This window comes from Plantactinospora sp. BB1, from assembly GCF_003030385.1.
Lineage (GTDB): Bacteria > Actinomycetota > Actinomycetes > Mycobacteriales > Micromonosporaceae > Plantactinospora.
In genome coordinates this window covers 8,272,037-8,287,229 of record NZ_CP028159.1, presented here as the reverse complement: position 1 = coordinate 8,287,229, position 15,193 = coordinate 8,272,037, and the positions used below count along the sequence as shown (strand labels likewise).

The window sequence follows — 15,193 nt, the reverse complement described above, 5'->3', positions numbered from 1 at the left end:
GATCCCGCACCGACCCACACCGGGATCGACGGCGACCCGCTTCCACATGCGGTCGTATCGATGCCGCCTTATCCTGGTGCGATGTTTATCCGAAGAGTGACGTCCGGATTACTTGGCGCGACATTTGTCGTGTTCGGCACCAGTGCGGCGGCGAACGCCGACGAGACCAGACAGTTCCGTGGTGAGGGCTACAGCAGCATGGGGCTGGCGTACGACTGGGCGTACGGTCAAGCCCTGGGTCGGGCCCGGGACGCCGGATTCACCGATTGCGAAGTGATCGACAGCTACACCTGGCCGGGTGGGTACGAGGCGTGGGTCCTGCTGGAGTGCAGCCGCTGACCGACCGGGCCGGCTCGGCTTCCGGCTGGTCGTCGCGACCGAGGGACGCCCCGTTACACCGGGTTGTCGGCGTTCTCCGGCGGTTCCGCCGGGTTCAGCGCCGCGACGATCGCCTCGGCGGTACGTCGGCCCACCCCGGGCACTTCGGCTATCTCGTCGACGGTGGCCGCCGTCAGCCGTTTCACCGAGCCGAAGTGCCGCAGCAGCGCCTTGCGGCGTACCTCGCCGAGGCCGGGGACCTGGTCGAGGCCGGAGACGGTCATCCGCTTGGAGCGGCGCTGCCGGTGGAACGTGATGGCGAACCGGTGCGCCTCGTCCCGAACCCGTTGCAGCAGATAGAGCCCCTCCGAGGTGCGGGGCAGGATCACCGGGAACTCGTCACCGGGCAGCCAGACCTCCTCCAGCCGCTTGGCCAACCCGCAGAGTGCGATGTCGTCGATGCCGAGTTCGGCGAAGACCTCCGCCGCGGCGGCGACCTGCGGCTGCCCGCCGTCCACCACCACGAGCTGCGGCGGGTACGCGAACTTGCGCGGCCGCCCGGTCGTCGGGTCGATGCCCGGCCGGTCCGGGTCGGAGGCCATCTCGTCGCCGATCTCCCCGGTCTCGCCGCGCGCCTGGAGGTAGCGGGCGAACCGGCGGCGCAGCACCTCGGAGAGCGCCGACAGGTCGTCGGTGGCCCCGCGCACCACGAAGCGCCGGTATTCGCTCTTGCGCGGCAGGCCGTCCTCGAAGACCACCATGCTGGCCACCACGTCGGTGCCCTGGATCTGTGACACGTCGTAGCACTCGATACGCAGCGGCGCGGTACGCATCCCGAGCGCCTCGGTGATCTCGTCGAGCGCCTCGCTGCGGGTGGTCAGGTCACCGGCCCGGCGCAGCTTGTGCCGGGTCAACGCCTCGGCGGCGTTGCGGGCCACGGTCTCCAGCAGCGCCTTCTTGTCGCCGCGCTGCGGCACCCGCAGGGCGACCTTGCCACCGCCCCGACGCGCCGACAGCCACTCGGCCAGCGCGTCGACGTCGGCCGGCAGCGCGGGCACCAGCAGCTCGCGGGGCACGTCCCCCTCGCCCTCGGCCCCGCCGTAGACCTGGGAGCAGAAGTGGTGCACCAGGTCGCCGGTGGTCAGGTCCTCGACCTTCTCCACCACCCAGCCGCGCTGGCCGCGTACCCGGCCGTCCCGGACGTGGAAGACCTGGACGGCCGCCTCCAGCGGATCCTCGGCGAACGCCACCACGTCGGCGTCGGTGCCGTCGCCGAAGACCACGGTCTGCTTCTCCATCGCCCGGCGCAGCGCCACGATGTCGTCCCGCAGCCGGGCGGCCCGCTCGAACTCCAGCGCCTCGCTGGCCTCGGCCATCTCGCGCTCGAACCGGCGGACCATCTGGTCGGTGCGGCCGGCCATGAAGTCGCAGAACTCCTCGACGATCTGGCGGTGCTCCTCGGGCGAGGCCCGCCCGACGCACGGCGCCGAGCACTTGCCGATGTCGCCGAGCAGGCAGGGCCGGCCGATCTGCGCCTGCCGCCGGAACACCCCGGCCGAGCAGGTCCGGGCCGGAAAGACCCGGAGCAGCAGGTCGAGCGTCTCGCGGATCGCCCAGGCGTGCGAGTACGGCCCGAAGTAGCGCACACCCTTGCGCTTGGCGCCGCGCATCACCTGGAGCCGTGGGAACTCCTCGTCGAGGGTGACCGCGAGATAGGGGTACGACTTGTCGTCCCGGTAGCGCACGTTGAACCGAGGGTCGTACTGCTTGATCCAGTTGTATTCGAGCTGGAGCGCCTCGACCTCGGTGCCGACGGTGACCCAGTCCACGCTGCCGGCCGTGGTGACCATCTGCTGGGTGCGCTGGTGCAGATTCCACAGGTCGCCGAAGTAGGAGTTGAGCCGGCTGCGCAGGCTCTTCGCCTTGCCGACATAGATCACCCGGCCGCTGGGATCGCGGAATCGGTAAACCCCGGGCAGGTCGGGAATGGTGCCCGGTGCCGGGCGATAGGTAGCGGGGTCGGGCACGCCGACAAGCCTAGACCCAGGCTGGGACACCGCCCGGCGCGGCGACAGAGGGTCGACCGCGCCGGGCGAACCGGCGCTCAGGCCAGGACGATGTTGTCCCCGTCGACCGTGATCTTCTGCTCGGCCAGTGGCTTGGTGGCCGGGCCGCCCTTGGGTGAACCGTCAGTCACGGAGAACTTGCTGAAGTGGCAACTACAGTTGATCGTGCCCCCGTCGACCCCGGTCACCGGGCACTGCTGGTGGGTGCAGATCGAACTGAAAGCCTTGAACTCACCCTCGGTCGGTTGGGTGACCACGACCTGCTGGTCGGCGAAGATCTTGCCGCCGCCGACCGGGATCTCGCTCTTCTTGGCCAGTGCGGCGCCGCCGCCACCCTCGGCCGGAGCGCTCGCCGAACCGCTGGGAGCCGGAGCGCCACCGGCCGACGGGCTGTTTCCGGTGCCGTCGAGCGCGTCGTCGTCACCGGTGCCGCACGCGGCCAACACCACGGAGACGCCCACCGCACCCGCGCCCGCCAACAGCGCCCGTCGGGTCTGCGTGCCCGGCCCGGTCAGTTCGTCACTCATACCTAGCCTTCCTCTTCGGCGCCGCGCTCCTGGTCGTCCGCGGCCACGCCCGAAGACACGGATATATCCACCAACCGGTTCAACCGGACCGGCGTCAGGACTTTCCGGTACGCCGGCTCTTCGCCGTACCGGTCTTCGCGGTCGTGGCCTTCGCCGTCGTACCGGCCCGGGCGGCGCCGCCCTTCACCGTACCCTCGACGGCCCGGCCGTTACCGGCCTTCACGGCACCGTCACCGGCGCCGTTCGCCCTGGTCACGCCGCCGTTGGCGGACGCGGCCCTGGCGGTGCCGTTCGCCTTCGCGGTGCCGTTGGCCCGGGCCGCCCGGGTGGTGGCGGCACTCGCTCCCCGGGGCGGGCCGGTCAGCCCGAGCACCGGCCGGAGGAACTGGCCGGTGTGGCTCTCCGGCACCTCCGCCAGCTCTTCCGGGGTACCGGTGGCCAGCACCAGGCCGCCCCGGTGCCCGCCCTCCGGGCCCATGTCGACCAGCCAGTCGGCGGTCTTGATCACGTCGAGGTTGTGCTCGATGACGATCACGGTGTTGCCCTTGTCGACCAGGCTCTCCAGCACCCCGAGCAGCTTGCGGATGTCCTCGAAGTGCAGCCCGGTGGTCGGCTCGTCGAGCACGTACACCGTCCGGCCGGTGGAGCGCTTCTGCAGCTCGGAGGCGAGCTTGACCCGCTGCGCCTCGCCGCCGGAGAGGGTCGGCGCCGGCTGGCCGAGCCGGACGTACCCGAGGCCGACGTCGACCAGGGTCTTCAGGTGCCGGTGGATGGCCGGGATCGCCGAGAAGAACTCGGCCGCCTCCTCGATCGGCATCTCCAGGATGTCCGAGACCGTCCGCCCCTTGTAGTGCACCTCCAGGGTCTCCCGGTTGTAGCGGGCGCCCTTGCAGACCTCGCACGGCACGTAGACGTCCGGCAGGAAGTTCATCTCGATCTTGATCGTGCCGTCGCCGCTGCACGCCTCGCACCGGCCGCCCTTGACGTTGAAGGAGAACCGGCCCGGCCCGTACCCCCGGACCTTCGCCTCGGTGGTCTCGGCGAAGAGCTTGCGGACGTGGTCCCAGACCCCGGTGTACGTCGCCGGGTTCGACCTCGGGGTACGCCCGATCGGCGACTGGTCGACCCCGACCACCTTGTCGACGTGCTCCAGGCCGGTGATCCGGGTGTGCCGGCCGGGCACCAGCCGGGCCCCGTTGATCTGGTTGGCCAGCACCGCGTAGAGGATGTCGTTGACCAGCGTCGACTTGCCGGAGCCGCTGACCCCGGTGACCGCGATGAACTGGCCGAGCGGGAAGGAGACGGTGAGGTTGCGCAAGTTGTGCTCGCGCGCCCCCTGCACCACCAGCTCCCGGCCCGGCATCTGCGGCCGCCGCCCCTTCGGGGTCGGGATCGACCTGCGCCCGGAGAGGTACGCCCCGGTCACCGACTCCTCGTTCGACAACAGCTCCGGCACGGACCCGCTGTGCACGATCTTGCCGCCGTGCTCGCCGGCCCCCGGGCCGATGTCGACGATCCAGTCCGCCGTCCGGATGGTGTCCTCGTCGTGCTCCACCACGATCAGCGTGTTGCCCAGCCCCTTGAGCCGGACCAGCGTCTCGATCAGCCGGTGGTTGTCCCGCTGGTGCAGCCCGATCGACGGCTCGTCCAGCACGTAGAGCACCCCGACCAGGCCGGAGCCGATCTGGGTGGCGAGCCGGATCCGCTGTGCCTCGCCGCCGGAGAGGGTGCCGGCCGGCCGGTCCAGCGACAGGTAGTCCAGGCCGACGTCGACCAGGAAGCGCAGCCGGGCGTTGATCTCCTTGAGCACCCGCTCGGCGATCATCTTCTGCCGGTCGGTCAGGGTCATCCCGCCGAGCAGCTCGGCGCACTCGCCGACCGAGAGCGCGCAGACCTCGGCGATGTTCCGTCCGCCGAGGGTGACCGCCAGCACCTCGGGCTTGAGTCGGCTGCCCCGGCAGACCGGGCAGGGGACGTCCCGCATGTAGCCCTCGTACTTGTCCCGGGACCACTCCGACTCGGTGTCGTTGTGCCGGCGCTCGATCCACTGCACCACGCCCTCGAAGCCGGTGTAGTAGGAGCGCTCGCGGCCGTACTTGTTGCGGTAGCGGACGTGCACCTGGTCGCCGGAGCCGTGCAGGATGGTCTTCTGCGCCCGGGACGGGAGCGCCCGCCACGGGGTGTCGAGGTCGAAGTGCTCCGCCTCGCCCAGCGCCTGCAACAGCCGGAGGAAGTATTCCTGGGTCTGCCCGCCGGACCACGGCTGGACGGCGCCCTCCCGCAGGGTCCGCTCCGGGTCCGGGATGATCAGGTCGGCGTCGACCTCCTTCTTGGTGCCGAGCCCGGTGCACTCGGGGCAGGCGCCGTACGGGGCGTTGAAGGAGAAGACCCGGGGTTCGAGGTCCTCGATCGCCAGCGGGTGGTCGTTGGGGCAGGCCAGGTGCTCCGAGTAGCGCCGCTCCCGGGCCGGGTCGTCCTCGGGCAGGTCGACGAAGTCGAGCAGCACCAGCCCGCCGGAGAGCCCGAGCGTGGCCTCGACCGAGTCGGTGAGCCGCTGCTTGGCGCTCGCCTTGACGGTGAGCCGGTCGACCACCACCTCGATGGTGTGCTTCTCCTGCTTCTTCAGCTTCGGCGGCTCGGTCAGCGGATAGACCACCCCGTCGACCCGGGCCCGGGCGTAGCCCTTGGCCTGTAGCTCGGCGAAGAGGTCGACGTATTCGCCCTTGCGGCCGCGCACCACCGGGGCGAGCACCATGAACCGGGTGCCCTCCTCCATCGCCAGCACCCGGTCGACGATCTGCTGCGGGCTCTGCTTGGAGATCTTCTGGCCGCAGATCGGGCAGTGCGGCTCGCCGACCCGGGCGAAGAGCAGCCGGAGGTAGTCGTAGACCTCGGTGATGGTGCCGACGGTGGAGCGCGGGTTGCGGGAGGTGGACTTCTGGTCGATCGAGACGGCCGGGCTGAGCCCCTCGATGAAGTCGACGTCCGGCTTGTCCATCTGGCCGAGGAACTGCCGGGCGTACGACGACAGTGACTCCACGTAACGCCGTTGCCCCTCGGCGAAGATCGTGTCGAAGGCCAGGCTGGATTTGCCGGAGCCGGAGAGCCCGGTGAAGACGATCATGGCGTCGCGCGGCAGGTCGAGGTTGACGTCGCGCAGGTTGTGTTCACGCGCGCCACGGATGATCAGTCGGTCGGCCACTGTCCGCGCACTCCCGGGGAGAAAAGATATGTTCTGTCCGATTTGGTGGCGCAGAGAAGCGCCTCGGCAACTCTAGCCCCGGCGTATGACAGTTTTCCGCACCGGCAGATTCCCGCAGCTCGACGCCGCGCCCCGACAACCGCACCGGCCCCGGGTTCCGGGCCGATCAGCGCCCCGGGCCGCCCCGGCTCCGCTGCTCCTTCCGAATCCGCTTCCATTTGTACCGCTCCTCGGCCGCCAACCGCGCGTCCCGACGGCGTGTCTCGTACGCCACCTCGCGCTGGAGTTTCTGCCAGCTCGCCCAGCGCCGCGGGCTCAGCTCACCGGTCTCCAGCGCCACCTGGACCGCGCAGCCCGGCTCGCCCCGGTGCCCGCAGTCGGCGAACCGGCAGGCCGAGACGAGCGCCGTCACGTCGGCGAAGGCCTGGTCCAGTCCGGCCGCCGCGTCGAGCAGGCCGACCGCCCGCACGCCCGGGGTGTCCAGTACCGCTCCCCCGCCCGGGATCGGGATCAGCTGCCGGTGCGTGGTGGTGTGCCGGCCCTTGCCGTCCACCCCGCGTACCCCCTGTGTGGTCATCACCGTCGCGCCGGCCAGCGCGTTCACCAGCGTCGACTTGCCGGCGCCGGACGGCCCGAGCAGCGCCAGGGTCCGGCCGGTCGCGATCCACGGACGCAACCGGGCCAGCCCGGTCCCGCGCTGGGCGCTCACCGGCAGCACCTCCACACCGGGCGCCACCTGACCGAGCTGCTCGGCCACCGCCGACGGATCGGCCACCAGGTCGCACTTGGTGAGCACCAGCAGCGGGGTGGCGCCGGACTCCCAGGCCAGCGCGATCAGCCGCTCGATCCGGGCCACGTCCGGGGACGGGTGCAGCGGCTCGATCACCGCCACCGCGTCGGCGTTCGCCGCCAGTACCTGCCCGGACGAGTCCTTGTCGGCGGTCCGCCGCACGATCGCGGTACGCCGGGGCAGCACCGCCTCCACGGTCAGTCGCCGGTCCGGCCAGTCGCGGACCAGTACCCAGTCACCCGCACAGGGCAGGTTGACCGCGTCCCGGGCGGCGGCGATCAGTACCCCGCCGCCGAGGCTGGCCCGGACCGGTCCCCCGGCACCGAGCACCGTGCAGATCCCCCGGTCGGCCCGGACCACCCGGCCGGGCCGTAGTTCGTCGCCGCGTTCCGGGTACGGAGCGGCCGCGGACGCGTCCCAACCGAGGGACGCGAGATCGAAGGTCATGTCAACCCTTGTCGTCAGGAGTGAGATTCAGCAGTGGAATCCAGAAGTGGAAACGGTGGCCCCGCGCACTGCGACCGGCATGCATCCCACCTCCTCACGCCTTGCGGGTGTGTGTACCCGAACGGTAGGTGCTGGCCCGACCACACCGAAAGCCAATTCCTTCTCCGCCACTCCCGGCGCAGGCGCCGCGCCCCGCCGGCCGTCGACCGCTATCGTCGTGAGTCGTGACACTCGACCCGCTCGCGCTGCTGCCCGAGGTGGACCGGGCGACGGCCCGGCTGTTGCGGACCGTCGACGGGCTCGACGACGCGGCGATCGGCGAGCCGTCCCTGCTTCCCGGCTGGACCCGGGGACACGTCCTCACCCACCTCGCCCGGAACGCCGACAGCTTCGTCAACCTGCTGACCTCGGCGCGTACCGGTGCGGACATCCCGCAGTACCCGAGCCCGGCGGCCCGGAACGCGGAGATCGCGGCCGGCGCGGCCCGGCCGGCCGCCGCCCAGCTCGCCGATCTGCGGGCCAGCGCGCAACGCTTCGTCGACGCGGTCGCGGAACTGCCGACGGAGGCCTGGGCCGCGCAGGTCCGCTCCGCCCGCGGGCTGCGTCCGGCCGCCACCCTGGCCTGGGGGCGGCTGCGCGAGGTGGAGGTGCACCACGTCGACCTCGCCGCCGGCTACCGGACCGCCGACTGGCCGGACGCGTTCGGCCAGCGGCTGCTGCACGAGGTGGTGCACGACCTGGCCGAGCGGGACGATCCACTCGCCCTGGTGCTGGTTCCGGCGGAGACCGGGCAGCCGCTGACCGTCGGCACCGGCCGGGGTCGGCCGGTGGGCATCCCGGCGTCGGAGAGCGGCCCGGAGCTGCGTACCGTCGCCGGCCCGGCGCACGAACTGGCCGGCTGGCTGACCGGCCGCAGCGCCGGTACCAGCCTCGTCGTCACGCCGGCCGGGCCACTGCCGGCACCCCCGCCCTGGATCTGATCCGCCGACCCGACTCGGAGGCCCTGTCACATGAGCTACACCGGAGACGTCGTCACCGACGGTCCGCCCGACGTACGCGAACTGGCCGGGCTCACCGTCAGCAAGCTGTCGGTCGGCCCGATGGACAACAACGCGTACCTGCTGCGCTGCAACTCGACCGGCGAGCAGGTGTTGATCGACGCGGCCAACGAGGCGCCCCGGCTGCTGGAACTGGTCGGCGACGCCGGGCTGGCCGCCGTGGTGACCACGCACCAGCACATGGACCACTGGGTGGCGCTGGAGGAGGTGGTGGCCAGCACCGGCGCCCGGTCGCTGGTGCACGCCGCCGACGCGGACGGGCTGCCGATCCCCTCCGAGCCGCTCACCGACGGCGACCGGATCCGGGTCGGTGACCGCGAAATCGAGGTGATCCACATCGTCGGGCACACCCCGGGCTCCGTCGCGCTGCTCTATCGGGACGACGCCGACGGGACGCACCTGTTCACCGGGGACTCGCTCTTTCCCGGCGGCCCGGGCAGGACGACCAACCCGAACGAGTTCGCGCAGATCATGGACGACCTGGAGGCCAAGGTCTTCGACGTCCTGCCGGACGACACCTGGTTCTACCCCGGCCACGGCCGGGACTCGACCCTGGGCGCGGAGCGTCCGTCGATTCCGGAGTGGCGGGCCCGGGGCTGGTAGCCGGACCGGCGACCGGACCTCGTGCTGCCCGGCGCGCCCGCTCAGCGACGGACGAGCCGGGACCCGGAGACCCGTTTCACGGATCTGGTCGCCGCCGACCACCACGGAGCCATCGGCCGGGCCATCCGCAGCAGCCGTTCGGCGTTCCAGCCGCGCCGGCGCCTGGCCCGGGCGGCCGCCATGCGCCGGCCCGCCGTCAGCACGCCGACGAGCACCGCGACACCACCGAGGGCGAACGGCACCGGGTTGTGCCGGACGATCCCACCCGCCCGGTTGACCGAGGCGCCCATCATCTCGGCGCCTCGGGCGCCCTGCTCGCCGACATCCGCGGCCATCTGACCCACCCTCCGCTGCGCCTGTTCCACCTTCTGGCCGACCACGTCCGGCAGATGCGCGACCTTCTCGCGTACCGTCCCGGTGGCCTGTGCCGAGCGTTCCCGGAGCCGGTTCGTGGTCTCTTCGGCCTTCTGGCTGCCCCGGGCCCGTACGTCCGTCTTGGCCGCCAACGCCTGGACCGTTTCGCCGAGTTCGGCACGCCGTCTGTCGATCTCCGCACGGGTCCGGTCCACGTCCCCGGCGCCGTCACCCATCGTCATGACCGTCCCCGATCCTTCGCCGCGTTCCGTACCGTTTCGGCATCGGCGCGCAGGCTTCCCACCGTCGATTTCGGCATCGCCGGCGTCGCACGGCGGACCTGTTTGCGGCCGGACCGCGCGAGCAGTCCCGCGACAGCGGCCAGGACGACGCCGACGACGAGTGCGGCCAGCGCTGCCGGGATGACGTAGCTCAACGCCACCACGGCGGCGGCGACCAGCGCGGCACCGGCGTAGAGGGCCAGAGCGCCGCCGCCACCGAACAGTCCGGCGCCGAGTCCCGCTCGCTTGCCCTTCTCCGACATCTCCAGCTGGGCCAGGGCGAATTCCTCGCGGAGCAGTCCGGAGATCTGCTCGGCAGCCCGCTGCACCAGCTCGGGTGTGGTGGCTCCGTCGCCGCTGGTACTCGTGCTGGCCCGGGTGTCTGCCATGGCTTTTCCTCCCGTACGGCTGTCGGACCGGACCCGCGCGACCGACGCGCGCGTTGCGAGCCGCCAGGGTTGGGCCTCGCGGCAACGGCACCCTTCCCGTCGCGAAGATGACCGCCACAGGCGTGTTCAGGGGTGCCGCACCGCCGCCCGCACGGGCCGACCCCGGCCGGGGTTGGTCCCGAGGGTTCAGGCGACTCGGCAAAGACCAACTGCTCTCTCATGGTGCCACCAGCCATCGCCGGGCCGGGACGAAACGGCGCTTCCGCCCCGCCTGACCTGGTGGTACACCTCGGGGCCCGGTCTTCGGGGCGGCGTGCCGAAGGGCCGTCGCCACCGGGAGGGCGCGGCCGGGGCGGTGAACCGGTCCGCCCGGGGACGGGTCCACCCTTGGCGCGGTTGGCTAATGGGTGTAGCTTTTAGGCTATGACACAGATCCACTACCTCCGCCGCCCCGAGGGGCGCCTCGGCTACGAACTCTGGGACGGCGACGGCCCACTGGTGATCTGCTCGCCGGGGATGGGCGAGCTGCGCCAGTCGTACCGGCTGCTCGCGCCGAGGCTGGTCGAGGCGGGCTACCGGGTGGCCGTGCTGGACATCCGGGGGCACGGCGACAGCGACGCCAGCTTCTCCCGGTACGACGACGTCGCCCTCGCCAGCGACCTGCTCGCGCTCCTCGACGAACTCGGCGGGTCCGGCTACCTGGTCGGCAACTCGATGGGCGCCGGAGCCGCCGTGATCGCCGCCGCCGACGCCCCGGAGAAGGTACGCGGACTCGCCCTGCTCGGGCCCTTCGTCCGGCAACCCGCCGGCGCCGCCGTGCTGAACCTGCTCTTCCGGATCATGCTCGTCCGGCCCTGGGGCCCGGCGGCCTTCCTCGGCTACTACCCCAAGTGGGTGCCCGGCACCAAGCCCGAGGGGTACCGGGAGCACCTCGCCCGGGTCCGGGAGAACCTGCGCCGCCCCGGACACTGGCGGGCCTTCGTGCGGACCACCCGCACCTCGCACGAGCCGGCGCGGCAGCGGCTGCCTGAGGTGTCCGCCCCGGCCGTCGTCCTGATGGGCGCCGCCGACGTGGACTGGAAGGACCCGGCGGCCGAGGCCCGGTGGATCGGCGAACAGCTCGGGGCCGAGGTGGTGATGCTCCCCGGCGTGGGCCACTTCCCGCAGGCGCAGGCCCCCGAGGCGGTCGCCGCCGCGGTGACCCGGCTGGTCGAACGGGTCCGTTGAGTCCGGAGTGGGTCGTGCCGGCACCGTTGTCGACCGGTGCCGGCAACGCCATCTAGCAGCTATTCCAGCCCGCCGAATCGACGGTACGCGGGAGAAGCCGAAAAAGATGTTGCTCCGCACGGGAGCGGCCCCTACCGTAGTTGACACAGCGGTCGACAAACCGACAACGAAACGACAGGGAGCATCCGATGTTGTGGCAGACCTCAACGCGAGCGTGGCGGCAACTGCCGTACGCCTCGTCGAGTCACGCCATGCTCGGGCGCCCCGTCCACCTGAGCGCCGGCGAATGTGCCGAGCTGGGCGGCTGGCGGACGTAACGCGACTCCACTCGCGTTCACGCCGCCCTCCCAGACCCGGGACCGGGCGGCGTTTCTTTTACCCCACGGGTTCCACCACACAGGGGTGTGGCGCAACTGGCAGCGCAGCGGCCTCCAAATCCGAAGGTTGCAGGTTCGAGTCCTGTCACCCCTGCTTCTCCCCCGACCTCGGCCGGCGGGACCGGTACCACGTTGAAAACTCCACAGTGGATGGCATAGATAGGGCCCGGCCGGCGCCGTAGCAACGCGTCGGCCGGGCGGATCCGGGGCGAGGGAGACGGCTGACCCGCCTGTTTTGGGTACAGGAGAAACCGAGTTCGATTCTCGGGTCCCGGACGAGTTTGCGTGCACCTCGGGGCGAGCGCGCCCCACCCGGACCGTTGGAGTAGTGGTTATCTCGCCAGACTCTCAATCTGGAGAAGGCCGGTTCGATTCCGGCACGGTCTACGCACGACACCATCCGTCGGGGAATGCTCATGACCCCGACCGCCCGCTCCGGTAGCCCAACGGCAGGAGGCAGCGCGCTCAAACCGCGCACAGTGTGCGTTCGAATCGCACCCGGAGCATCTTCGCACGCGGCTGTAGCGCAGTTGGCAGCGCGCCACCTTGCCATGGTGGAGGTCCCGGGTTCAAATCCCGGTAGCCGCTCCGAACGTTCGTCACGAGTTCCGTGACAACGACGAGAGACTTTTCACGACATCGACGAGAGACAGGGAGGAATCCGGTGGACGTCCTGGTCATCAATGCCGACCTCGGCCCGCTCCACCGGGTCAGTCTCCGGCACGCCGTACGAATGCTGGTCCGGCGGGTCGCCGAGGTGCACGAGGCCGTACCCGACCGGCTGATCGGGGTCTACCCGGTCCCGACGGTGGTCCGGCTCGTCCGGTACGTCGTCACCAGGTGGCGCTTCAGTTCGGGACCGGCCTGGTCCCGGCCGGGTGTGCTGGCCCGGGACGGGCGCCGGTGCGGCTACTGCGGCGCTCCGGCGAGCACCGTCGACCACATCCTGCCCCGCTCCCGTGGTGGCCGGAACACCTGGACCAACACCGTCGCGTGCTGCGACGGCTGCAACCAGCGCAAGGCAGACCGCACCCCCGCCGAGGCGGGCATGGTGCTGCGGTCGGCGGCGACGGTCCCCGGTTGGGCCGCGCTGACCCGGCGCTGACGGCGGCCGGCGGACTCTCCCCCCGCCGGCTGTCAGTCCCAGGTCGTCTAATAGGTAGGACATGCGTCTCTGGAGCGCATTGTTTAGGTTCGAGTCCTAACCTGGGAGCGAGTTGAAATGGCTGGCAAGCCCCGCAAGTGGAGCGATGAGGATCTACGGCCGCAGTCGCTGCCGTCACCTCCTGGGAGCAGGTGACGAAGATCCTAGGCCTAGCCGGTGGGGGCGGCAGCTACCGCTCAATCAAGCTTGACCGCAATGATCGACGACGACGCAAGCTAGTTACTCTATTGAGGTCGTTCAAAGACGAGCCCTGCACCGACTGCGGGGGCAGATACCCGTTTTCGCGATGGAATTCGATCACCGCGACGATGAGGTGAAGGAATTCAATATCGCTGATGGCGTACGATCTCTGGTTCGCACCGGGAGACTGATTGCGGAGATAAAAAAAAATGCGATCTTCCTCCGGGAGCGCGATGCCCTCGTGGCCCAATTGGTAGAGGCGCCAGGTCGAGAGCCTGGTCATCGTGCGCGTTCGAGTCGCGCCGAGGGCACTTCGGGGTGGGTGCTGGTGCACAGCGTTGCCTTGCAAGCTTCGCGTGCGCGGTTCGATCCCGCGTCACTCCACGCAGGCCCGGGTAGCCCAACGGAAGAGGCCGCCGGCTCAGAACCGGTGTGTTGCAGGTTCGACTCCTGCTCCGGGTACGTACGCGCCGTCGGCGCGGTTCGGAAGGATGGCCGAGAGGTCGATGGCACCGCCCCGCTAAGGCGGACCGGCGCACCGCCGGCGGGGGTTCGAATCCCTCTCCTTCCGCTTCATGCCCCTGTAGCTCAGTGGACAGAGCGCCCGGCTACGAACCGGGAGGTCGAACGTTCGAACCGTTCCAGGGGTACGACATCGGGACGTGGCGCAGCTTGGCAGCGCGCCGCACTGGGGGTGCGGAGGTCGTCGGTTCGAATCCGGCCGTCCCGACTTCGACAGGGTCGCCGTACGTGGCGACGACGACTATCGTCTGCCCGACGAGACCGGAAGGATCATGGTGCCGAATCCCACCGAACTGCACAAGATCAACGCTCTGGTGCAGGGCTTCAAGCCCCAGGCCAAGCGGGAACTCACCGACGCGCACCGGCGTACCCAGAAGGCGCCGCCGCTCTCCGGCATCTCCCGCACCTACCAGCCGTTCGCCGACGACATCCGGGAGCAGTTGCCGCCGGAGTCGACCCGGGTGCAGTACACCGTCCAGGAGGTCCTCGACGAGGTGGCCGGCACCATGGGGCGGCTCTTCGACCTCCAGTTCCTCCAGGACACCGGCAACGCCACCGCCAAGGCCGACGTGGTGGTCGACGGGCGGACCCTGGTCCGGCAGGCACCGGTCACCTACCTGCTCTTCCTGGAGAAGCAGCTCGTCGACCTGCGTACCTTCGTCGACGGGCTGGCCACCCTGGACGCGGCGGAGCGGTGGGAGTTCGATCCCGACCGCGGCTGCTACGCGAGTACGCCGAGCCAGACGCAGAAGATGCGCAAGGTGCACCGCAACCACGTCAAGGCGGAGGCGACCGAGAAGCACCCGGCGCAGGTCGAGGTCTACACCGAGGACGTACCGGTGGGCACCTGGACCACGGTGAAGCTCTCCGGCGCCCTGCCGGCGGAGCGGGTCAAGGTGCTGCGCGGCCGGGTCGACAAGCTGCTGGAGGCGGTGAAGGTGGCCCGCGAGGAGGCGAACAGCACCACGGTCGAGGACCGCACGGTCGGCGACGAGGTGTTCGGCTACCTGTTCGGGTAGTCTCCCAGGCACCCCCGTGGAGCGGGGGGTGGCGCACCAGTGCGCCGAGACTGAGGCTGATTTGTCAGACTCATCAGAGGTGACGGTTCCAGTGGAGGTTCGAGTCCTCCCCTCGGCACTCCGGGCCGAGGTAGCCCAACCGGCAGAGGCAGACCGGCACCGAGCAGGCTGAGACTATCGCTCCAGACTCAGCACCCCCACCGATCGCCAGATCTACCGACCACGACGATCTCGACGAGATGCTGGTTCGAGTCCAGTCTGCCGCTCTCCCTGCGGCGGTCGCTTAATGGCAAAGCACGTCGACTGCAGACTGATCGTGGAGCTTAAACGCCGCTGGCGTGCGAACGGGTGGAACTTCAGGGCCCCCGGGGTCGGGCATACCCCGGGGGTCCGCCAAACTCTCGGAAGGCGCCGCCCGGTGGCGGGTGACCGGTCTTGAGGCCACAGTAGATAAGGCCTCATTCAAGACACAACCGGACGACATTGTTTTCCGCGCCCGGAGCCTATCGCCATGAAACGAGTTTCAAAATCGATCTTAGCTGCGCGCGCCTGCGAGGTGTAGCGACCGTTTCTCCGCGTTATCGCCTTGTACTCCTCAACCAACATGCGCGCGCGCTCTACCTTGACTTGACACCGCATGTAGGGAAGGATCTGACGCAGAAGTTCGA

At 70.4% G+C, this 15,193-nt stretch carries 11 protein-coding genes, 10 tRNA genes and 1 pseudogene; 16 read left to right on the top strand and 6 right to left on the bottom strand.

Features of this window, described 5'->3' with window-relative positions; genetic code table 11:
• The first annotated feature begins 81 nt into the window (after positions 1–81).
• On the top strand, positions 82–339 hold the full coding sequence (locus C6W10_RS36380; protein WP_159104896.1) for a hypothetical protein: 258 nt from the start codon (positions 82–84) through the stop codon (positions 337–339).
• A gap of 53 nt (positions 340–392) precedes the next feature.
• On the opposite strand, the gene uvrC is transcribed toward C6W10_RS36380, so the two are convergent.
• The 4 genes and pseudogenes from uvrC to rsgA all read right to left on the bottom strand — a co-directional run bounded on the left by uvrC (position 393) and on the right by rsgA (position 7,350).
• Positions 393–2,345: an excinuclease ABC subunit UvrC gene (uvrC, locus tag C6W10_RS36375; RefSeq protein WP_107263482.1), complete on the bottom strand. Its 1,953-nt coding sequence runs from the start codon at positions 2,343–2,345 to the stop codon at positions 393–395.
• A gap of 77 nt (positions 2,346–2,422) precedes the next feature.
• Positions 2,423–2,911: a Rieske (2Fe-2S) protein gene (locus C6W10_RS36370; protein WP_107263481.1), complete on the bottom strand. Its 489-nt coding sequence runs from the start codon at positions 2,909–2,911 to the stop codon at positions 2,423–2,425.
• Between the two features lie 268 nt (positions 2,912–3,179).
• Positions 3,180–6,113, bottom strand: a pseudogene (gene uvrA / locus C6W10_RS36365) (excinuclease ABC subunit UvrA); the annotation flags it as partial.
• Positions 6,114–6,279: 166 nt separating this feature from the next.
• The gene (rsgA, locus tag C6W10_RS36360; RefSeq protein WP_107263479.1) at positions 6,280–7,350 is read right to left on the bottom strand and encodes a ribosome small subunit-dependent GTPase A; all 1,071 of its coding nucleotides are present in this window, start codon (positions 7,348–7,350) and stop codon (positions 6,280–6,282) included.
• Between the two features lie 224 nt (positions 7,351–7,574).
• Here rsgA and C6W10_RS36355 point away from each other — a divergent pair, with 224 nt between their 5' ends.
• Positions 7,575–8,330 (top strand): maleylpyruvate isomerase family mycothiol-dependent enzyme, encoded by a 756-nt coding sequence (locus tag C6W10_RS36355; RefSeq protein WP_107263478.1) that lies wholly within the window; start codon positions 7,575–7,577, stop codon positions 8,328–8,330.
• Between the two features lie 30 nt (positions 8,331–8,360).
• Positions 8,361–9,011 carry an MBL fold metallo-hydrolase gene (locus C6W10_RS36350; protein WP_107263477.1) on the top strand — a complete coding sequence of 217 codons (651 nt, stop codon included), beginning with the start codon at positions 8,361–8,363 and terminating at the stop codon, positions 9,009–9,011.
• A gap of 41 nt (positions 9,012–9,052) precedes the next feature.
• Here the strand turns inward: C6W10_RS36350 and C6W10_RS36345 are convergent, their stop codons facing one another.
• Positions 9,053–9,607 (bottom strand): DUF3618 domain-containing protein, encoded by a 555-nt coding sequence (locus C6W10_RS36345; RefSeq protein ID WP_107263476.1) that lies wholly within the window; start codon positions 9,605–9,607, stop codon positions 9,053–9,055.
• Positions 9,604–10,035 carry a phage holin family protein gene (locus tag C6W10_RS36340; protein ID WP_107263475.1) on the bottom strand — a complete coding sequence of 144 codons (432 nt, stop codon included), beginning with the start codon at positions 10,033–10,035 and terminating at the stop codon, positions 9,604–9,606. Before C6W10_RS36340 ends, C6W10_RS36345 begins: the two co-directional genes overlap by 4 nt.
• Positions 10,036–10,458: 423 nt before the next feature.
• Between C6W10_RS36340 and C6W10_RS36335 the strand changes: the two genes are divergently transcribed.
• The 13 genes from C6W10_RS36335 (at position 10,459) to C6W10_RS36275 (ending at position 14,525) form a co-directional block, all read left to right on the top strand.
• The gene (locus C6W10_RS36335) at positions 10,459–11,262 is read left to right on the top strand and encodes an alpha/beta fold hydrolase (protein WP_107263474.1); all 804 of its coding nucleotides are present in this window, start codon (positions 10,459–10,461) and stop codon (positions 11,260–11,262) included.
• 398 nt (positions 11,263–11,660) lie between these two features.
• Positions 11,661–11,733, top strand: a tRNA-Trp gene (locus tag C6W10_RS36330).
• 220 nt (positions 11,734–11,953) lie between these two features.
• Positions 11,954–12,026: transfer RNA gene (locus tag C6W10_RS36325), tRNA-Glu, on the top strand.
• 45 nt (positions 12,027–12,071) lie between these two features.
• Positions 12,072–12,145 (top strand) — tRNA-Leu (locus C6W10_RS36320).
• 9 nt (positions 12,146–12,154) lie between these two features.
• Positions 12,155–12,227 (top strand) — tRNA-Gly (locus C6W10_RS36315).
• 76 nt (positions 12,228–12,303) lie between these two features.
• Positions 12,304–12,744 carry an HNH endonuclease gene (locus tag C6W10_RS36310; protein WP_107263473.1) on the top strand — a complete coding sequence of 147 codons (441 nt, stop codon included), beginning with the start codon at positions 12,304–12,306 and terminating at the stop codon, positions 12,742–12,744.
• A gap of 36 nt (positions 12,745–12,780) precedes the next feature.
• Positions 12,781–12,852, top strand: a tRNA-Gln gene (locus C6W10_RS36305).
• 367 nt (positions 12,853–13,219) lie between these two features.
• Positions 13,220–13,295: transfer RNA gene (locus tag C6W10_RS36300), tRNA-Leu, on the top strand.
• Between the two features lie 78 nt (positions 13,296–13,373).
• Positions 13,374–13,446 (top strand) — tRNA-Leu (locus C6W10_RS36295).
• Positions 13,447–13,469: 23 nt separating this feature from the next.
• Positions 13,470–13,555: transfer RNA gene (locus tag C6W10_RS36290), tRNA-Ser, on the top strand.
• Positions 13,556–13,561: 6 nt separating this feature from the next.
• Positions 13,562–13,634, top strand: a tRNA-Arg gene (locus C6W10_RS36285).
• Positions 13,635–13,640: 6 nt separating this feature from the next.
• Positions 13,641–13,714 (top strand) — tRNA-Pro (locus C6W10_RS36280).
• Positions 13,715–13,778: 64 nt separating this feature from the next.
• Positions 13,779–14,525, top strand: coding sequence for a hypothetical protein (locus tag C6W10_RS36275; RefSeq protein ID WP_107263472.1), 747 nt, complete (start codon positions 13,779–13,781; stop codon positions 14,523–14,525).
• Positions 14,526–15,193: the final 668 nt, after the last annotated feature.